Raw genomic sequence first — 15,386 nt, 5'->3', positions numbered from 1 at the left:
AGCGCCGTGCGAACAGCTGTAACCGGTTCGATCGCCACCGACCACCTGCTCACCTTCCCCGGGGTCTTCACCGACCAACTCCTGGCCGAACGGCTGGACCGGGTATCGCTGTCCTTCCTGGCCGACCGGCTCGAAGTCCGCCGCGGGGGAGTGGCCGCGAACATCTGCTACGGACTGGGGCTGCTGGGCCTGCGCCCCGTGCTCGTCGGCGCGGCAGGCGGCGACTTCGAGCCGTACCGCCTCCATCTCAAGGAACACGGGATCGACACCGACTCGGTGCACATCAGTGAGAGCCTGCACACGGCCCGGTTCGTCTGCACGACCGACCGGGTGCAGAACCAGATCGCCACCTTCTACGCGGGTGCCATGGCGGAGGCCCGCACCATCGACCTGCGCCGGGTGATCGCCCGGGTGGGCCGCCTCGACCTCGTCGTGATCTCACCCGACGACCCCGAGGCGATGACCCGGCACACCGACACCTGCCGGGCCCTGAACATCCCCTTCGCGGCCGACCCCTCCCAGCAGTTGGCCAGACTCGAGCGGGACGAGGTCCGGCGACTCCTCGAAGGCGCACGCTGGCTGTTCGGCAACGAGTACGAGGCGGCGCTGCTCCAGGAGCGCTCCGGCTGGAGCACACCCCAGATACTCGACCGCGTCGGGTGCTGGATCACGACACTGGGCGACGCGGGCGTCCGCCTCCGGAGGAAGGGCCGTCCCGACATCGAGATCCCGGCGGTGCCGGTCGAGGGCGTCGTCGATCCGACAGGTGTCGGTGACGCCTTCCGGGCGGGATTCGTGGCGGGCATGTCCTGGAACCTCCCGGGCCGGGTCGCGGCGCAGTTCGGCTGCACCGTCGCCGCGACCGCCCTCGACTACATCGGTACGCAGGAGTACCGGCTCTACCGCGAGTCCATCCTCTCCAGGATGCGCACCTCCTACGGAACAACGGCAGCGGCCCAGGTCGTCCCGCACCTGAGGGAGCTGCCGTGACCGCGGCCGGACCGAGGTCCCAGCTGCTGCGTGAGGCGTTGGTGTCGCGGGTGGTGGTGGCCGACGGGGCGATGGGCACGATGCTGCAGGCGGCCGATCCGTCGTTGGAGGATTTCCAGCGGTTGGAGGGCTGCAACGAGGTTCTCAACGTCACCCGTCCGGACATCGTGGCCTCGGTGCACGAGGCGTATTTCGCGGTGGGGGTGGACTGTGTGGAGACCAACACCTTCGGTGCGAACTTCGCGGCGCTGGCGGAGTACGACATCGCCGGCCGGGTGGGGGAGCTGTCCGAGGCCGGGGCGCGGATCGCGCGGGAGGTGGCGGACTCCTTCTCCGGGAGGGACGGGCGGCCGCGGTGGGTGCTGGGGTCGATGGGGCCGGGCACCAAGCTGCCCACGCTGGGGCATGTGGAGTACCGCGTGCTGCGGGACGCCTATCAGGCCAATGCCGAGGGGCTGGTGGTGGGCGGGGCGGACGCGCTGCTGGTGGAGACCACTCAGGATCTGCTGCAGACCAAGGCGGCGGTGCTGGGGGCGCGGCGGGCGTTGGAGGCGCTGGGTGTGGATCTGCCGGTGATCTGCTCGGTGACGGTGGAGACCACCGGCACGATGCTGCTGGGCAGTGAGATCGGGGCCGCGCTGTGTGCGCTGGAGCCGCTGGGCATCGACATGATCGGGTTGAACTGTGCCACCGGTCCGGCCGAGATGAGTGAGCATCTGCGTTACCTGGCCCGGCACGCGCGGGTGCCGATCTCGTGCATGCCGAACGCGGGTCTGCCGGAGCTGACCGCGGAGGGCGCGCGCTATCCGCTGACCGCGGAGGAGCTGGCGGATGCGCAGGAGGGGTTTGTCCGCGAGTACGGGTTGTCGCTGGTGGGGGGGTGTTGCGGGACGACGCCGGAGCATCTGCGGCAGGTGGTTCAGCGGGTGCGGGGCCTGGCGCCGACCGAGCGGGAGGTGCGGCCGGAGCCGGGGGCGGCGTCGCTGTATCAGGCGGTGCCGTTCCGCCAGGACACCTCCTATCTGGCGATCGGGGAGCGGACCAACGCCAACGGGTCGAAGAGGTTCCGCACCGCGATGCTCCAGGGGCGGTGGGAGGACTGCGTGGAGATCGCGCGGGAGCAGATCCGCGAGGGTGCGCATCTGCTGGATCTGTGTGTGGACTACGTGGGGCGGGACGGGGTGGCGGACATGGCCGAGCTGGCCGGGCGGTTGGCGACCGCCTCCACGCTGCCGATCGTTTTGGATTCCACCGAGCCGGCCGTGATCGCCGCCGGGCTGGAGAGGCTGGGCGGCCGGGCGGTGATCAACAGTGTGAACTACGAGGACGGTGACGGGCCCGGTTCGCGGTTCGCGCAGATCACGGCGTTGGCGGCCGAGCATGGTGCGGCGCTGATCGCGCTGACCATCGATGAGGCCGGGCAGGCGCGCACGGCCGAGCATAAGGTGGCCGTGGCCGAGCGGTTGATCGCGGATCTGACCGGTAACTGGGGCATTCGGGAGGAGGATGTCCTCATCGACTGTCTGACGTTCACCATCTGCACCGGTACCGAGGAGTCCCGCCGGGACGGGGTGGCCACCATCGAGGCGATTCGTGAGCTGAAGCGGCGGCATCCGCGGGTGCAGACCACGCTGGGGTTGTCGAACATCTCCTTCGGGCTGAATCCGGCCGCCCGGATGGTGCTGAACTCGGTGTTTTTGGACGAGTGTGTGAAGGCCGGTCTGGACTCGGCGATCGTGCACGCCTCCAAGATCCTGCCCATCGCCCGTCTGGACGAGGAACAGGTCAACACCTGTCTCGACTTGATCTACGACCGGCGCCGGGAAGGCTACGACCCGCTGCAGAAGCTCCTGGAGCTGTTCGAAGGGGCCACGGCGAAGTCGATGAGGGCGTCGCGGGCGGAGGAGCTGGCGGCGCTGCCGCTGGAGGAGCGGCTGCGGCGGCGGATCATCGACGGGGAGCGCACCGGGCTGGAGGCCGATCTGGACGCCGCCCTCCAGGAGCGTCCGGCGCTTCAGATCGTCAACGACACGCTGCTGGCGGGGATGAAGGTGGTCGGGGAGCTGTTCGGCTCCGGGCAGATGCAGCTGCCGTTCGTGCTCCAGTCCGCCGAGGTGATGAAGGCGGCCGTGGCCTATCTGGAACCGCACATGGAGAAGGTCGAGGGCGAGGCGGGCAAGGGCACCATCGTGCTGGCCACGGTGCGCGGGGACGTGCACGACATCGGCAAGAACCTGGTGGACATCATTCTGTCCAACAACGGCTACACGGTGGTCAACCTCGGTATCAAGCAGCCGGTGGCCGCGATCGTGGAGGCGGCCGAGGAGCACGCCGCGGATGTGATCGGGATGTCCGGGCTGCTGGTGAAGTCCACGGTGATCATGAAGGAGAACCTGCAGGAGCTCAACGCCCGCGGTCTGGCCGCCAGGTATCCGGTGATCCTGGGCGGGGCGGCGCTGACCCGGGCCTATGTGGAGCAGGACCTGCACGCCCTGTACGAGGGGGAGGTGCGCTATGCCCGGGACGCCTTCGAGGGGCTGCGGCTGATGGACGCGCTGATGGCGGTCAAGCGCGGCGTGCCCGGCGCCCGGCTGCCCGAGCTCAAGCAGCGCCGGGTGCCCCGGCGGGAGACCGCCGAACTGCAGGTCGCCGAGCCGGCCGGTCCGGTGCGTTCGGACGTGGCCACCGACAACCCGGTGCCCACCCCGCCGTTCCTCGGCACGCGGGTGGTCAAGGGCATCGCGCTCCAGGAGTACGCCTCCTGGCTGGATGAGGACGCGCTGTTCAAGGGCCAGTGGGGGCTGAAGGCGCCGCGCACCGGGGACGGGCCCGGCTACCGGGAGCTGGTCGAGGCCGAGGGCCGCCCGCGGCTGCGCGGCTGGCTGGAGCGGCTGCACACCGGCAACCTGCTGGAGGCGGCGGTGGTCTACGGCTACTTCCCCTGCCACGCCCAGGGCGATGATCTGGTGGTGCTGGGCGAGGACGGCACCGAGCGGTGCCGGTTCACCTTCCCCCGCCAGCGGCGCGGGCGCCGGCTGTGCCTGGCCGACTTCTTCCGCCCCAAGGAGTCCGGCGAGACGGACGTGGTGGGCTTCCAGGTGGTCACCGTCGGCTCGAGGATCGGGCAGGCCACCGCCGAGCTGTTCGCCGCGGACGCCTACCGCGACTATCTGGAGCTGCACGGCCTGTCGGTGCAGCTGGCCGAGGCGCTGGCCGAGTACTGGCACGCCCGCGTCCGCGCCGAGCTGGGGTTCGCCGGGCAGGATCCGGAGGCGATCGAGGACATGTTCGCGCTGAAGTACCGCGGGGCGCGGTTCTCGCTGGGGTACGGGGCCTGCCCGGATCTGGAGGACCGCGCCAAGATCGCCGAGCTGCTGCGGCCGGAGCGGATCGGGGTGCGGCTGAGCGAGGAGTACCAGCTCCATCCCGAGCAGTCCACCGACGCCATCGTCCTCCACCACCCCGAGGCGACGTACTTCAATGCCGGAGGCGGCCGGTCATGACCACGCTGCGAGAGATCCTCACAAGCGGCGAGCGCTCCTTCTCGTTCGAGTTCTTCCCGCCCAGGACCGATGCCGGAACCCGCACCCTGTGGGGCGCGATCCGCCGTATCGAGGCGCTGCGCCCGACTTTCGTCTCGGTCACCTACGGCGCCGGCGGATCCTCCCGCGACCGCACCGTCGCCGTCACCGAGCGGATCGCGGCCGAGACCACGCTGCGGCCGGTCGCCCACCTCACCGCCGTCGGCCACTCCGTGGCCGAACTGCGCAACATCATCGGCCGGTACGCCGACGCCGGGGTACGCGATGTGCTCGCCCTGCGCGGCGATCCGCCCGGCGACCCCAATGCGCCCTGGACCCCGCACCCGCAGGGTTTCACCCATGCCCACCAACTGGTCTCCCTGGTCAAGGAGATGGGCGACTTCAGCGTCGGTGTGGCCGCCTTCCCCGAGAAGCACCCCCGGTCGCCCGACTGGGACAGCGACATCCGCCACTTCGTCGCCAAGTGCAAGGCCGGCGCCGACTACGCCATCACCCAGATGTTCTTCCACGTCGAGGACTACCTGCGGCTGCGCGACAAAGTGGCCGCCGCCGGCTGCGACACCCCGATCATCCCCGAGATCATGCCCGCCACCGACGCCCGGCAGATCGCCCGCTTCGCCGAACTGTCGGGCGCGGCCTTCCCCGAGGACCTGGCCCGCCGTCTGGAGGCCGCCCGCGGCAATCCGGCCGCCGGCCACCGCATCGGCGTCGACCACGCCACCGCCATGGCCGAACGCCTGCTGGCCGAAGGCGCGCCGGGACTGCACTACATCACCCTCAACCGCTCCACCGCGACCCTCGACATCCACCGCAACATCCACCGCAGCATCCAGAGCACACAGACCCCAAGGAGTGCCCAGCATGTCCTCGCGACCCACCGCTGACTTCACCGACTTCAAGGTGGCGGATCTGTCCCTGGCGGCGTTCGGCCGCAAGGAGATCACGCTGGCCGAGCACGAGATGCCCGGTCTGATGGCGATCCGGCGGGAGTACGCCGCCGCGCGGCCGCTGGCCGGGGCGCGGATCACCGGGTCGCTGCACATGACGGTGCAGACCGCGGTGCTGATCGAGACGCTGGTGGCGCTGGGGGCGCGGGTGCGCTGGGCCTCGTGCAACATCTTCTCCACCCAGGACCACGCCGCCGCCGCGGTCGCGGTGGGTCCGGACGGCACGCCCGAGGATCCGCGCGGGGTGCCGGTGTTCGCCTGGAAGGGCGAGACGCTCGAAGAGTACTGGTGGTGCACCGAGCAGGCGCTGACCTGGCCGGACGCGCCCACCGGCGGGCCGAACATGATTCTGGACGACGGCGGGGACGCCACGCTGCTGGTGCACAAGGGGGTGGAGTACGAGAAGGCCGGCGCCGTGCCGGACGTCGCCACGGCCGAGTCCGAGGAGCACGCGGTGATCCTGGGCCTGCTGGCCCGCACCCTGGGAGAGAACCCCACCAAGTGGACGCAGTTGGCGTCGGAGATCCGCGGGGTGACCGAGGAGACCACCACCGGGGTGCACCGGCTGTACGAGATGCAGCGCGAGGGCGCCCTGCTCTTCCCGGCGATCAACGTCAACGACTCGGTGACCAAGTCGAAGTTCGACAACAAGTACGGCTGCCGCCACTCGCTGATCGACGGCATCAACCGGGCCACCGACACCCTGATCGGCGGCAAGGTGGCGGTGGTCTGCGGCTACGGCGATGTGGGCAAGGGGTGCGCGGAGTCGCTGCGCGGCCAGGGCGCGCGGGTGATCGTCACCGAGATCGACCCGATCTGCGCGCTGCAGGCCGCGATGGACGGCTACCAGGTCGCCACCTTGGAGGAGGTGGTGGAGAGCGCCGACATCTTCGTCACCACCACCGGTAACAAGGACATCATCCTGGCCTCCCACATGGCGCGGATGAAGCACCAGGCGATCGTGGGCAACATCGGGCACTTCGACAACGAGATCGACATGGCCGGGCTGGCCGCGGTTCCGGGCATCGTCAAGGACGAGGTCAAGCCGCAGGTGCACACCTGGACGTTCCCCGACGGCAAGGCGATCATCGTGCTGTCGGAGGGGCGGCTGCTGAATCTGGGCAATGCCACCGGGCATCCGTCGTTCGTGATGTCGAACTCCTTCGCCAACCAGACGATCGCGCAGATCGAGTTGTTCACCAAGCCGGATGCCTATCCGGTGGGGGTGTATGTGCTGCCCAAGCATCTGGACGAGAAGGTCGCCCGGCTGCATCTGGAGGCGCTGGGGGCGAGGCTGACCGTGCTGCGTCCGGAGCAGGCGGCCTACATCGGGGTGCCGGTGGAGGGTCCGTACAAGCCCGACCACTACCGCTACTGACACCGATGTCCGAGACGAGGGATCCCTGGCTGCCGCACCGGCTGCTGCTGTCCGAACGGGACGCCCTGCTGCCGCTGCTGCGGCATACGGCCGAGAGCGAGTACGAGCGCCGCACCGCCTGTCCGGGCTGGACGGTGCGCGAGGTGCTCGCGCACTGTTCGGCGGCCCTCCTGCGCATCGTGGAGGGCCGGCTCGAGGGCGCCTTCACGCCCGAGGCGAACGCGGCCGACGTGCGGGAGCGCCGAGACTGGAGCGTCTCCCGGATCCTGGACGAACTGGAGGAGGGGTTCACCGAGGCGGGAAAGGTGATCGCCGCGTCCGACGGAGACCTGGACGTGATCGCGCTGGGGGAGTGGGTGCACGCCGGCGACGTCCGTGACGCCCTGGGCCGGCCCGGGGCCTACGAGGGCCCGGGGGTGGCCGAGGCGCTGGCCATCCTCACCGTCGCCAGCCGGGTCCGCTCCACTCCGCGGGTGGAGGCGGTCCTCGGCGGCGGGGGAGGCCGCCCGGTCCCGGAGACCCGCTCACCGGCTTCACCGGTCCCGCCGGCCTCACCGACGAGGAGGATCTCCCTGGGCAACCTTGTGGAAGGACGGCCGCCGGCACGTCTGGAAACGGATGTCCCGACCCTGGTCCGCCTCTACTCCGGCCGTCCCGTGGTCGGCGCACGGTACGTGCTGGACGGCGCCGAGGAGAGCGAGCTGGTCATCTACGGCTGAACACCGCAGGACAGGAACGCCGAAGGCCGGCCGCCCCGAGACGGGGCGGCCGGTCATGCCGTCCGTACGACCTGGAAGGCCTCGGCGAGCCTTCCGGGCGGCAGTCCGCCCGCACGGGCGTGCTCCGCCAGCCATTCCCGCAGCAGTCCGGCCAGGTCCTCGAAGTGGGCCGTCTGCGAGGTGTGGATGCGCAGCGCGTCGACCTTGCGGTCGAAGACGGCGGTGACGTCGATGAACTGGTTGGGGCTGGGACCGGTCATCAGCCAGGTCTCGGGGACGGTCCAAGGCCGCAGCCCCTCGTGCTTGAGCAGGGAGACGTGGGCGAAGGGGTTGCGGGCCTCCGGGTAGATCGCGCGCAGGGCCGCCTCCCCGACGGCACGGTGGTCGGGGTGGAGATCGGCGACACGTGCCCAGTTGATCTCCGGACTGGGGATGATGGCGCGCTGCGGCCTGACCTCGCGGATGACCCGGCACAGATCGCGGCGCAGTTCCACGCTCGGCTCCACCCTGCTGTCGGGGTAGCCGAGGAACCGGACGTCCTGTACCCCGCTGAGCTTGGCGGAGTGCGTCTGCTCGGCCCGGCGGAGGTCTGCCATGACCTGCCGCGGCAGCCGCTCGTCGTAGCCGCCGGCGTCGCCGTCGGTGACGATGCAGTAGGTCACCTGTGTGCCGCGGTCGATCCACTGCATGACGGTCCCGCTCACACAGAACTCGATGTCGTCGGGGTGTGCGGCCACGACCAGCAGGCTGTCGGGCGCGCCCCTGGTGGCCGTGCCGAAGGCGGAGTCGCTCATGCGGCCAGCCTGTTGCGAGCGGGGCCGGGGCGACAAGTGGCGGCTCATGGCCGGTTCGCGCCATGGCACTTTCGCGCCGGGCAAAGAATTGGTAGATTCAAATCATTGATTCCATCCGATGTGGTGTGTTCGGAGGTGGCCGCCATGTGCAGGATCTTCGGCTCGTTCGCTGCCGGTGCGACAGTCCACGACCTGGCTGCCGTCGCCGGCCGCCAGCGGCACGGTGGGCCCGACGCCCACGGCATGAGGAGGGGGCCGGGGTGGTCGCTGGGCTGCAACCGGCTCGCCGTCACCGACCCGGCCGGCGGTGCCCAGCCCTACGAACTGGACACGGCGCCGGGCGTCGTCGCCGTCTTCAACGGCGAGCTGTACAACCACCGCGAACTGCGCCGGCGCCTGCGGGAGCGGGGGCACGTCTTCCCCGACGACTGCGACGGCACCCTGCTGCCGGCCCTCTACGCCGAGTACGGCGCGGCCTTCACCGGCCTGCTCGAGGGCATGTTCGCCGTGGCCCTGGTGGATCTGCGCGGCCCTGAGCCCCGGCTCGTCCTCGCCACCGACGACCACGGCATGAAGACGCTCTACTACCACGCCACCCCGGACGGCGGCGTGTACTTCGCCTCCGAGCTGTCCGCCCTGATCGCGTTCTCCCAGGTGCCCGCCGTGCAGCGGGAGGAGGCGCTGGACGAGTACCTGACGACCCGTACCTGCCTGGGGCAGCAGTCCGCGCTGCGCGGAATCCGCACCCTGCCCCCCGGGGCCACCGCGGTGGCGGACCCGGGCGGGGGCCTGCGCGTCCACCGCCGGCAGCCCCGCGGCGAGGAGCGCCCGGGCGCGGACCTGCTGGGCGTGCTGGGCCGCGAGGTGCGCGCGCTGGCCCGCGCCGACGTCCCGGTCTGCGCCGTCACCAGCGGAGGCCTGGACTCCGGGCTGGTGACCGCGCTGGCCGCGGAACACGCCCGGCAGGTGAGGGGGGAGCCCCTGCACACCTTCCACCTGACCTACAAGGGGCACTGGCCGGGGGACGAGGACGGGTTCGCCCGGGCCGTCGCCCGCCGCAGCGGCACGGTCCACCACCAGATCGAGGTGGACCCCGGGGAGTTCGCCGAGCTGCTGCCGCGGACCGTGTGGCATCTGGGCCAGCCCAACGCCGACCCCATCACGCTCAGTACCTACGCACTGTTCCGCGCCGTCCGCGCCGAGGGGTTCACCGTCGCCCTCACCGGTGACGGCGCCGACGAACTCTTCGCCGGGTACGACCGGATGCGCGCCGCACTGGCCGCGCCGGCCGACGCGGACTGGGTGACCCCGTACGTCGCCTCGCTCGCCGCGGTTCCCCGCGGCCTGCGCGAATCGCTCTACACCTCCGACTACCGCGCCTTCCTCGCCGACCGGGGGCCGGCCGAGCAGCGGATCACCGAACAGCTCCGGTCGGCGGCCGGCGGCCGGCACGCCACGCTGACGGCCTTCGAGACGCTGCAGCGCCTGCCGGCCTACCACCTGCGCCGCGTCGACCACCTCAGCATGGCCTGGGCGGTGGAGGCGCGGATGCCCTACCTCCAGCCGTCGGTCTCCGCCCTGGCCCGACGGCTCCCGGTCCGTCTGCGCACGGGCAAGCGGGCCCTGTTCGCGGCGGCCCGGGGGCTGCTGCCGGAGGCGGTGGTCCGCCGCCCCAAGCAGCCCTTCCACCTTCCCGTCGACGCGATGCTCGTCCGCGGCACGCCCCTGATGGCACTGGCCCACGAGATGCTGTCCTCCGGAAACCTGCGCCGCGACGGCCGGCTGTGCGCGCAGGGGGTGGGCGGCCTGTTCGCCGCCCACCGGCGGCAGCCCTCCCCGGTGACCGCCACCGCGCTGTGGGCCCTGCTGGTCCACGAGCTGTGGAGCGAGGAGCTGCGCGCCCTGCGCGCGTCGGCGCCCCGCGTCCGGTCCCTGGCCGGACTGGCCGCATGACCTCGCACATCGCGATGGCCGAGGGGGCGCCGGGACCCACCCTGGTGCTCGACGCCGACCGGCTCCCCGGTGACCGCGACCGCCTGAGCGCGGCCCTGGGCCGGATGCGCCTGTCCCTGGAGGACGCCGGGTACGGCCCGATCCTGAAGTTCGCGCTGGTGCGGCCCTCCCCGCTGCCCGGATACGACCTGGACTACCGCTTCGTCCAGGGCCTGGCGCGGGATCCGCGGAAGTTCGCCTTCGACAGCGGCTGCGGCCACTCCCTGCTGGCCGCGGCCGCCACCGGAACGGCGGAGGGCCCCTTGCGGGTCCGGGTCCTCAACACCGGGGAGGACGCGGTCTGCGAGCGGGCCCGGGACGGCACCCACACCCTGCACCTCCTGCCGGGCGCGGATCTTCCGCTGCCGCGGCTGCTGCCCACCGGGCGGGCCACCGACGCCCTGATCACCGACGAGGGGGTGCTGCTCGGTTCCGCCGTGCGGTTCGGCAACCCCTATCTGTTCGTCGACGCCGCGGACCTGGGACTGCACGGAGTCCGGGCGCTGTTCGAGGCGGGCTCCGCCACCCTGGCGCGTCTGGAGCGGCTGCGGGCCGCGGCGCGCGTCGTACTGGGACTGCCCGTGGGCAGCCTGCTGCCCAAGGTCGCGGTGGTGAGCGCCGGCCGGCAGGGGCGGCTGGCGGCCAGATCCCTCACCGAACCCGGGTGGCACCCCGCGTTCGCGCTCACCGGGCTCGCCTGCCTGGCGGTCGCCTCCGCCATCGAGGGAACGGTTCCGCACCGCCTGGCGCGATCGGCCGGATGCGGGACGGACTCCGTTCTCGTCGACACCCCGTCCGGCACCGTGCCGGTCGACCTGGAGACCGCCGTCGCGGCCGGCGGACGCTTCCGGCGCCTTCGCCGTGTCGGCATCGGCGGCAGACGGGTCCGCGTGCTGCGCACGGACCCGCGGCTGCCGTGGCGCGTCCACGCCACTGCGTGAACCTGCCTTTCCTGCGTGCGGATATCCTCCCCGCCGTCTGTCAGGCTTTCCAAGGACATCTGGCCGACCGGGGAGAGCTGGGCGGAATGAAATTCGATAACCTGCGTGTCGTCGTCACCGGCGCCTCCCGTGAATTCGGGCGTGCGCTCGCCATCGGTTTCGCGCATCTGGGCGCCGAGGTATTCGTCTCGGCCCGTACGGTGGAAGCGGCCGAGCGCACCCTGGCCGATGTCATGGGGTCGGCCCGCGAGCGCATCCACGCATTCGGCTGCGATCTCAGCCGCCCGGCGGAGATCCGGGAATTCGCCCGCCGGGTGGGCGAGCACACCGGCCGGGTCGACCTGCTCGTCAACAACGGCGCGCGGTGGCTCGACGGCGTCGAACTCGACGACGCCTCGGACGACCAGATCGTGGAGACCATCGAATCCACCGCGGGCGGCACCGTGCTGATGGTCAAGCACTTCCTGCCGCTGCTGCGCGCGTCCCAGCGTCCCGACATCGTCAACATGGTCGCGGTCCGGGGCCCGGACACGGCGGGCAGGTCGACGGCCCACGACGCCTTCTACGCGGCGAAGAGCGCACAGGCGGGATTCGCCGACATCCTCTCCCACCGGCTGCGGTCCTCGGGCGTGCGCGTCTTCTCGCTCTACCCGCCCGACTTCTCCACCTCCGACCCCCGGTCGGTGGAGTGGGAGGGGATAGGCGGGGACCCCGACGAGAAACTCACCACCCAGGCGCTCTTCGAATGCATCGTCTACGCGGTCGAGCAGCCGCGGGACTGCTTCATCCGCTCCTTCCACTTCGAGCCCCGCTGACCAGCGGGAAAGGAGGTCCGTCCGTGAGCAGCCGGCTCTGGATCACCGCGACCCCGCCCGCCTCCCACGGCGAACTCCACGTCGGGCACCTGGCCGGACCCTATGTCGCCGCCGACGTGCTCAGCCGCTACCTGCGCGCCGACGGCCGGTCCGTCCTCTTCGTCACCGGCACTTCCGATCACAACAGCTCCGTGGAACTGCGGGCCCTGCGGGACGGACGCAAGCCCCAGGAGGTCGCGGAGGGGTACCGCCAGGCCATATGCGCCGACCTGCTGCGCGCCGGGGTCGAGTTCGACCTGATCACCGACCCGCGCTCCTCCGCCGGCTACCGCCGGTGGGTGCAGGACCTCTTCTCCCGTCTCCGCGCCGACGGCGTCATCGCCGCCCGGACCCGGCTGATGCCCTACTGCGAACCGTGCGAGCGCTGGCTGTACGGGGCCCATGCGACCGGTGACTGCCCGCACTGCGGGCAGCCCTGCCGCGCAGGCGTCTGCCACGCCTGCGCCCGGCCGAACGACAGCGGCGAACTGCTCTCGCCGCGCTGCTCCCTGTGCGGCGCCGCGGCGGTGCTCCGCCGCTGCCGCCGTCTGTACCTGCCGCTGGAGCCCTTCCGCGACCGGCTGGCCGACCACTGGCGGAGCAGCGGCCTTCCACCGCGGGTCGCCGCGCTGTGCGAGGGGCTGGCCGAGGACGGCCTGCCCGACATAGCCGTGTGCCATCCGGCCGAGTGGGGCCTGCCGGTCCCCGGCGACGACTTCGAGGGCCACCGCATCGACGTCTGCTTCGAGGACGTCGCGATGCACCTCTACGGCTGCTGGCCGGACCACCGGGCGGCGCCGGAGGAGACCGTCCACTTCTGCGGGGCCGGCCACGTCTTCTGCCAGGCGGTGCTGCTGCCCGTCCTCGTCCTCGCCCAGGGGGTGAAGCTGAGGCACTCGTTCCGTGTGAATGAGACCCTCCGCGTCGAGGAGGACGGACCCGCCGGCCGGCGTCCTGCGCTCTGGGCCCTGGACCTGCTCACGGAGTTCGGCTCCGACACCCTGCGCCGCCATGTGCTGCAATGCCGGCCGACGGACGGGGCAGCGCCGTTCCGGCACTCGGACCTGGAGCGTACGCGGCAGTGGCTGGACTCCACCTGGAACGACTGGCTGGGCAGGCTCTTCACCGCCGTCCGGGAGGAGTCCGCGGGCCTGGTGCCCGACGCCGCCTCCGGCGGAGCGGGCTGGGACATCCTGCACGACCGCCTGATCCGCACGGCCGGGGAACTGCGAGAGGCGTACGACCCCCGGTCGTTCGACCCCCGCCGCGCCGTCGCGCTGCTGGACGAGGTCGTCCGCTCCGCCGACGACTTCGGCCATGCCAACGGGTACCGGTGGCATGGCCCTGCCGGCCCAGGCCGCAGAGGACCCGCGATCGTGGCCCAGTTGCGGGTGGCCGGGGCGCTGGCCGCATGGGCCCGCCCGGTGATGCCGGAGGGGGCCGACCGGCTGGCGTCCGCACTCGGGCTGCCTGCGGGACGCGCCGTCGGCCCCGAGGCCCTCACCGCTCCCGCGGCCGGCACCCGGCTGTCGCCGCCGTCGGGCCCGGTCTTCGGCTTCTGAACCCTCCGAACCCACCGCTTTCCGGCACTTCCCCATCGGGCTCCGGGGCCTCACGCCTCGGAGCCCTTCCGTCTGCCGCGCGCCGCCACGGTTCCGCGAGGGCGGCGCGCGGCCCGACCGCCGAGGAGAAACACGTGTCCGCCACCACCGCACGGCCGCTCCGCGTGGCCATGCTCAGTGTCCACACCTCGCCGCTGCACCAGCCCGGTACGGGCGACGCGGGCGGGATGAACGTCTACATCGTCCAGCTCTCGCGAAGCCTGGCCCGACTCGGTGCCGAGATCGACGTCTTCACCCGGTGCCGGGGCGAGGGCCTGCCGCCGCGTGTGCGGATGGCCCCCGGCACGACCGTGCGCCATCTGCACGCCGGCCCGTGCCGGGCCGTGGCCAAGGAGGAGCTCCCCGGCACGCTGGAGGACTTCTCCCGGGCGCTGCTGCGCACCGCGGCCGAGGACGGCGGCCGCCCCTACGACCTGGTCCACTCCCACTACTGGCTGTCCGGGCAGGTGGGCCGGACCGTGACGCGGAGATGGGGCGTTCCGCTGGTGCACACCATGCACACCCTGGGCCGGGTGAAGAACGCCTCGCTCGCCGAGGGCGACAGCCCCGAGCCCCTGGAGCGGATCCTCGGCGAGCACCGGATCGTCGACACCGCGGAACGCCTGGTCGCCAACACGGCCGACGAGGCGGCGGCACTGCGGCGGCTGTACGGGGCGGCCCGGGAGCGCACCGACATCGTGCACCCCGGCGTCGACCTCGGCACCTTCCATCCCGGCGAGGGCCGGCGGGCCGCCCGCCGCCGCCTGGGCCTGCCGCAGGACGCCTTCGTGCCGCTGTTCGTGGGGCGCATACAGCCCCTGAAGGGGCCGGACGTGCTGGTCGAGGCCGTGGCCGAACTCGTCCGCCTGGACCCGGAACTCGGCAGGCGCCTGGTGGTCCCCGTGATCGGCGGTCTGAGCGGCTCGGGGCTGCGGGCCCCGGAACGGCTGGGGGAACTGTGCGCGGCGTCGGGCGTGGCGGACGTGGTCCGCTTCGAGCCCGCCGTACGGCAGGAGACGCTGGCGCACTGGTACCGCGCCGCCGATGTGCTGGTGATGCCCTCGCGCAGCGAGTCGTTCGGTCTGGTGGCCCTGGAGGCCCAGGCCTGCGGGACCCCCGTGCTCGCCGCCGAGGTGGGCGGGCTGCCGACCGCCGTGTGGGACCGTGTGACGGGCCTGCTGGTCCGGGGGCACCGCCCGCGGGACTACGCCCGGCAGTTGCTGACCCTGGCCCGTGCGCCCGAACTGGCCGCGGCCATGGGGCAGGCCGGAGTCCGGTACGCGTCGGGCATGGCCTGGGATCCGGCCGCGGCCCGCACGCTCGCCGTGTACGAGCGCGCGGTCGAGAGGGCGCGGCCCGGGTGGGCAGGGGCGGCGGCACGCCCCTGCCCGGGCGGGAACCTGTCCCTGGAGGTGCCAGGGCCCCGCCGGCTCAAAGGAGAGAACCGCATCCACGATTCTACCATAGATTTTACCGGCTCAAATATTGGTGTGAATGGAATCGCTGAGTAATTCAGTGGTGGAATTCGGTGATTCCGCTTCGCCGGGGCTTTGACAGGCTTGTGCCATGGCGTGTGTGCGACGGGGATATCCCTGGATCGGGCAGTTGTGAGGCGGGATTATTTAAAC

At 71.8% G+C, this 15,386-nt stretch carries 11 protein-coding genes; 10 read left to right on the top strand and 1 reads right to left on the bottom strand.

Features of this window, described 5'->3' with window-relative positions; all coding sequences use genetic code 11:
- Positions 1-6: 6 nt before the first annotated feature.
- From QPK52_RS03515 to QPK52_RS03495, 5 genes are read left to right on the top strand one after another with little or no spacing between them, the layout of a single operon-like run.
- Positions 7-990, top strand: a complete 984-nt coding sequence (locus tag QPK52_RS03515; RefSeq protein WP_410535525.1) for a carbohydrate kinase family protein — start codon at positions 7-9, stop codon at positions 988-990.
- Positions 987-4,493 carry a methionine synthase gene (metH, locus tag QPK52_RS03510; protein WP_410535524.1) on the top strand — a complete coding sequence of 1,169 codons (3,507 nt, stop codon included), beginning with the start codon at positions 987-989 and terminating at the stop codon, positions 4,491-4,493. The genes QPK52_RS03515 and metH overlap by 4 nt, the downstream gene beginning before the upstream one ends.
- Complete coding sequence (gene metF / locus QPK52_RS03505) at positions 4,490-5,416, top strand: methylenetetrahydrofolate reductase [NAD(P)H] (RefSeq protein WP_410535523.1); 927 nt, start codon at positions 4,490-4,492, stop codon at positions 5,414-5,416. Before metH ends, metF begins: the two co-directional genes overlap by 4 nt.
- Positions 5,394-6,857 (top strand): adenosylhomocysteinase, encoded by a 1,464-nt coding sequence (gene ahcY / locus QPK52_RS03500; protein WP_410535522.1) that lies wholly within the window; start codon positions 5,394-5,396, stop codon positions 6,855-6,857. The genes metF and ahcY overlap by 23 nt, the downstream gene beginning before the upstream one ends.
- Before the next feature lie 5 nt (positions 6,858-6,862).
- Positions 6,863-7,576, top strand: a complete 714-nt coding sequence (locus QPK52_RS03495) for a maleylpyruvate isomerase family mycothiol-dependent enzyme (RefSeq protein ID WP_410535521.1) — start codon at positions 6,863-6,865, stop codon at positions 7,574-7,576.
- 53 nt (positions 7,577-7,629) lie between these two features.
- Here the strand turns inward: QPK52_RS03495 and QPK52_RS03490 are convergent, their stop codons facing one another.
- Entirely contained in the window at positions 7,630-8,370 is a 741-nt protein-coding gene (locus QPK52_RS03490) for a PIG-L deacetylase family protein (RefSeq protein ID WP_410535520.1), read from the bottom strand.
- Positions 8,371-8,514: 144 nt separating this feature from the next.
- Here QPK52_RS03490 and asnB point away from each other — a divergent pair, with 144 nt between their 5' ends.
- The 5 genes from asnB to mshA all read left to right on the top strand — a co-directional run bounded on the left by asnB (position 8,515) and on the right by mshA (position 15,269).
- On the top strand, positions 8,515-10,323 hold the full coding sequence (gene asnB / locus QPK52_RS03485) for an asparagine synthase (glutamine-hydrolyzing) (RefSeq protein ID WP_410535519.1): 1,809 nt from the start codon (positions 8,515-8,517) through the stop codon (positions 10,321-10,323).
- Positions 10,320-11,303, top strand: coding sequence for a PrpF domain-containing protein (locus QPK52_RS03480; RefSeq protein ID WP_410535518.1), 984 nt, complete (start codon positions 10,320-10,322; stop codon positions 11,301-11,303). Before asnB ends, QPK52_RS03480 begins: the two co-directional genes overlap by 4 nt.
- 86 nt (positions 11,304-11,389) lie before the next feature.
- Positions 11,390-12,118 (top strand): SDR family oxidoreductase, encoded by a 729-nt coding sequence (locus QPK52_RS03475; protein WP_410535517.1) that lies wholly within the window; start codon positions 11,390-11,392, stop codon positions 12,116-12,118.
- A gap of 23 nt (positions 12,119-12,141) precedes the next feature.
- Positions 12,142-13,719 (top strand): class I tRNA ligase family protein, encoded by a 1,578-nt coding sequence (locus QPK52_RS03470; protein ID WP_410535516.1) that lies wholly within the window; start codon positions 12,142-12,144, stop codon positions 13,717-13,719.
- 134 nt (positions 13,720-13,853) lie between these two features.
- Entirely contained in the window at positions 13,854-15,269 is a 1,416-nt protein-coding gene (gene mshA, locus QPK52_RS03465) for a D-inositol-3-phosphate glycosyltransferase (RefSeq protein WP_410535515.1), read from the top strand.
- Positions 15,270-15,386: the final 117 nt, after the last annotated feature.

This window comes from Streptomyces sp. KL2, from assembly GCF_046529545.1.
Classification (GTDB): Bacteria; Actinomycetota; Actinomycetes; order Streptomycetales; family Streptomycetaceae; genus Streptomyces; species Streptomyces radiopugnans.
The sequence above is the reverse complement of the archived record's forward strand: the minus strand, read 5'-3'. Positions and strand labels throughout refer to the sequence as shown.

Coding starts and splice junctions, on each gene's coding strand:
- QPK52_RS03480 (WP_410535518.1), top strand. CDS start 10,320: ATGACCTCGCACATCGCGATGGCCGAGGGGGCGCCGGGACCCACCCTG.
- QPK52_RS03475 (WP_410535517.1), top strand. CDS start 11,390: ATGAAATTCGATAACCTGCGTGTCGTCGTCACCGGCGCCTCCCGTGAA.
- QPK52_RS03495 (WP_410535521.1), top strand. CDS start 6,863: ATGTCCGAGACGAGGGATCCCTGGCTGCCGCACCGGCTGCTGCTGTCC.
- asnB (WP_410535519.1), top strand. CDS start 8,515: ATGTGCAGGATCTTCGGCTCGTTCGCTGCCGGTGCGACAGTCCACGAC.
- metF (WP_410535523.1), top strand. CDS start 4,490: ATGACCACGCTGCGAGAGATCCTCACAAGCGGCGAGCGCTCCTTCTCG.
- QPK52_RS03490 (WP_410535520.1), bottom strand. CDS start 8,370: ATGAGCGACTCCGCCTTCGGCACGGCCACCAGGGGCGCGCCCGACAGC.
- ahcY (WP_410535522.1), top strand. CDS start 5,394: ATGTCCTCGCGACCCACCGCTGACTTCACCGACTTCAAGGTGGCGGAT.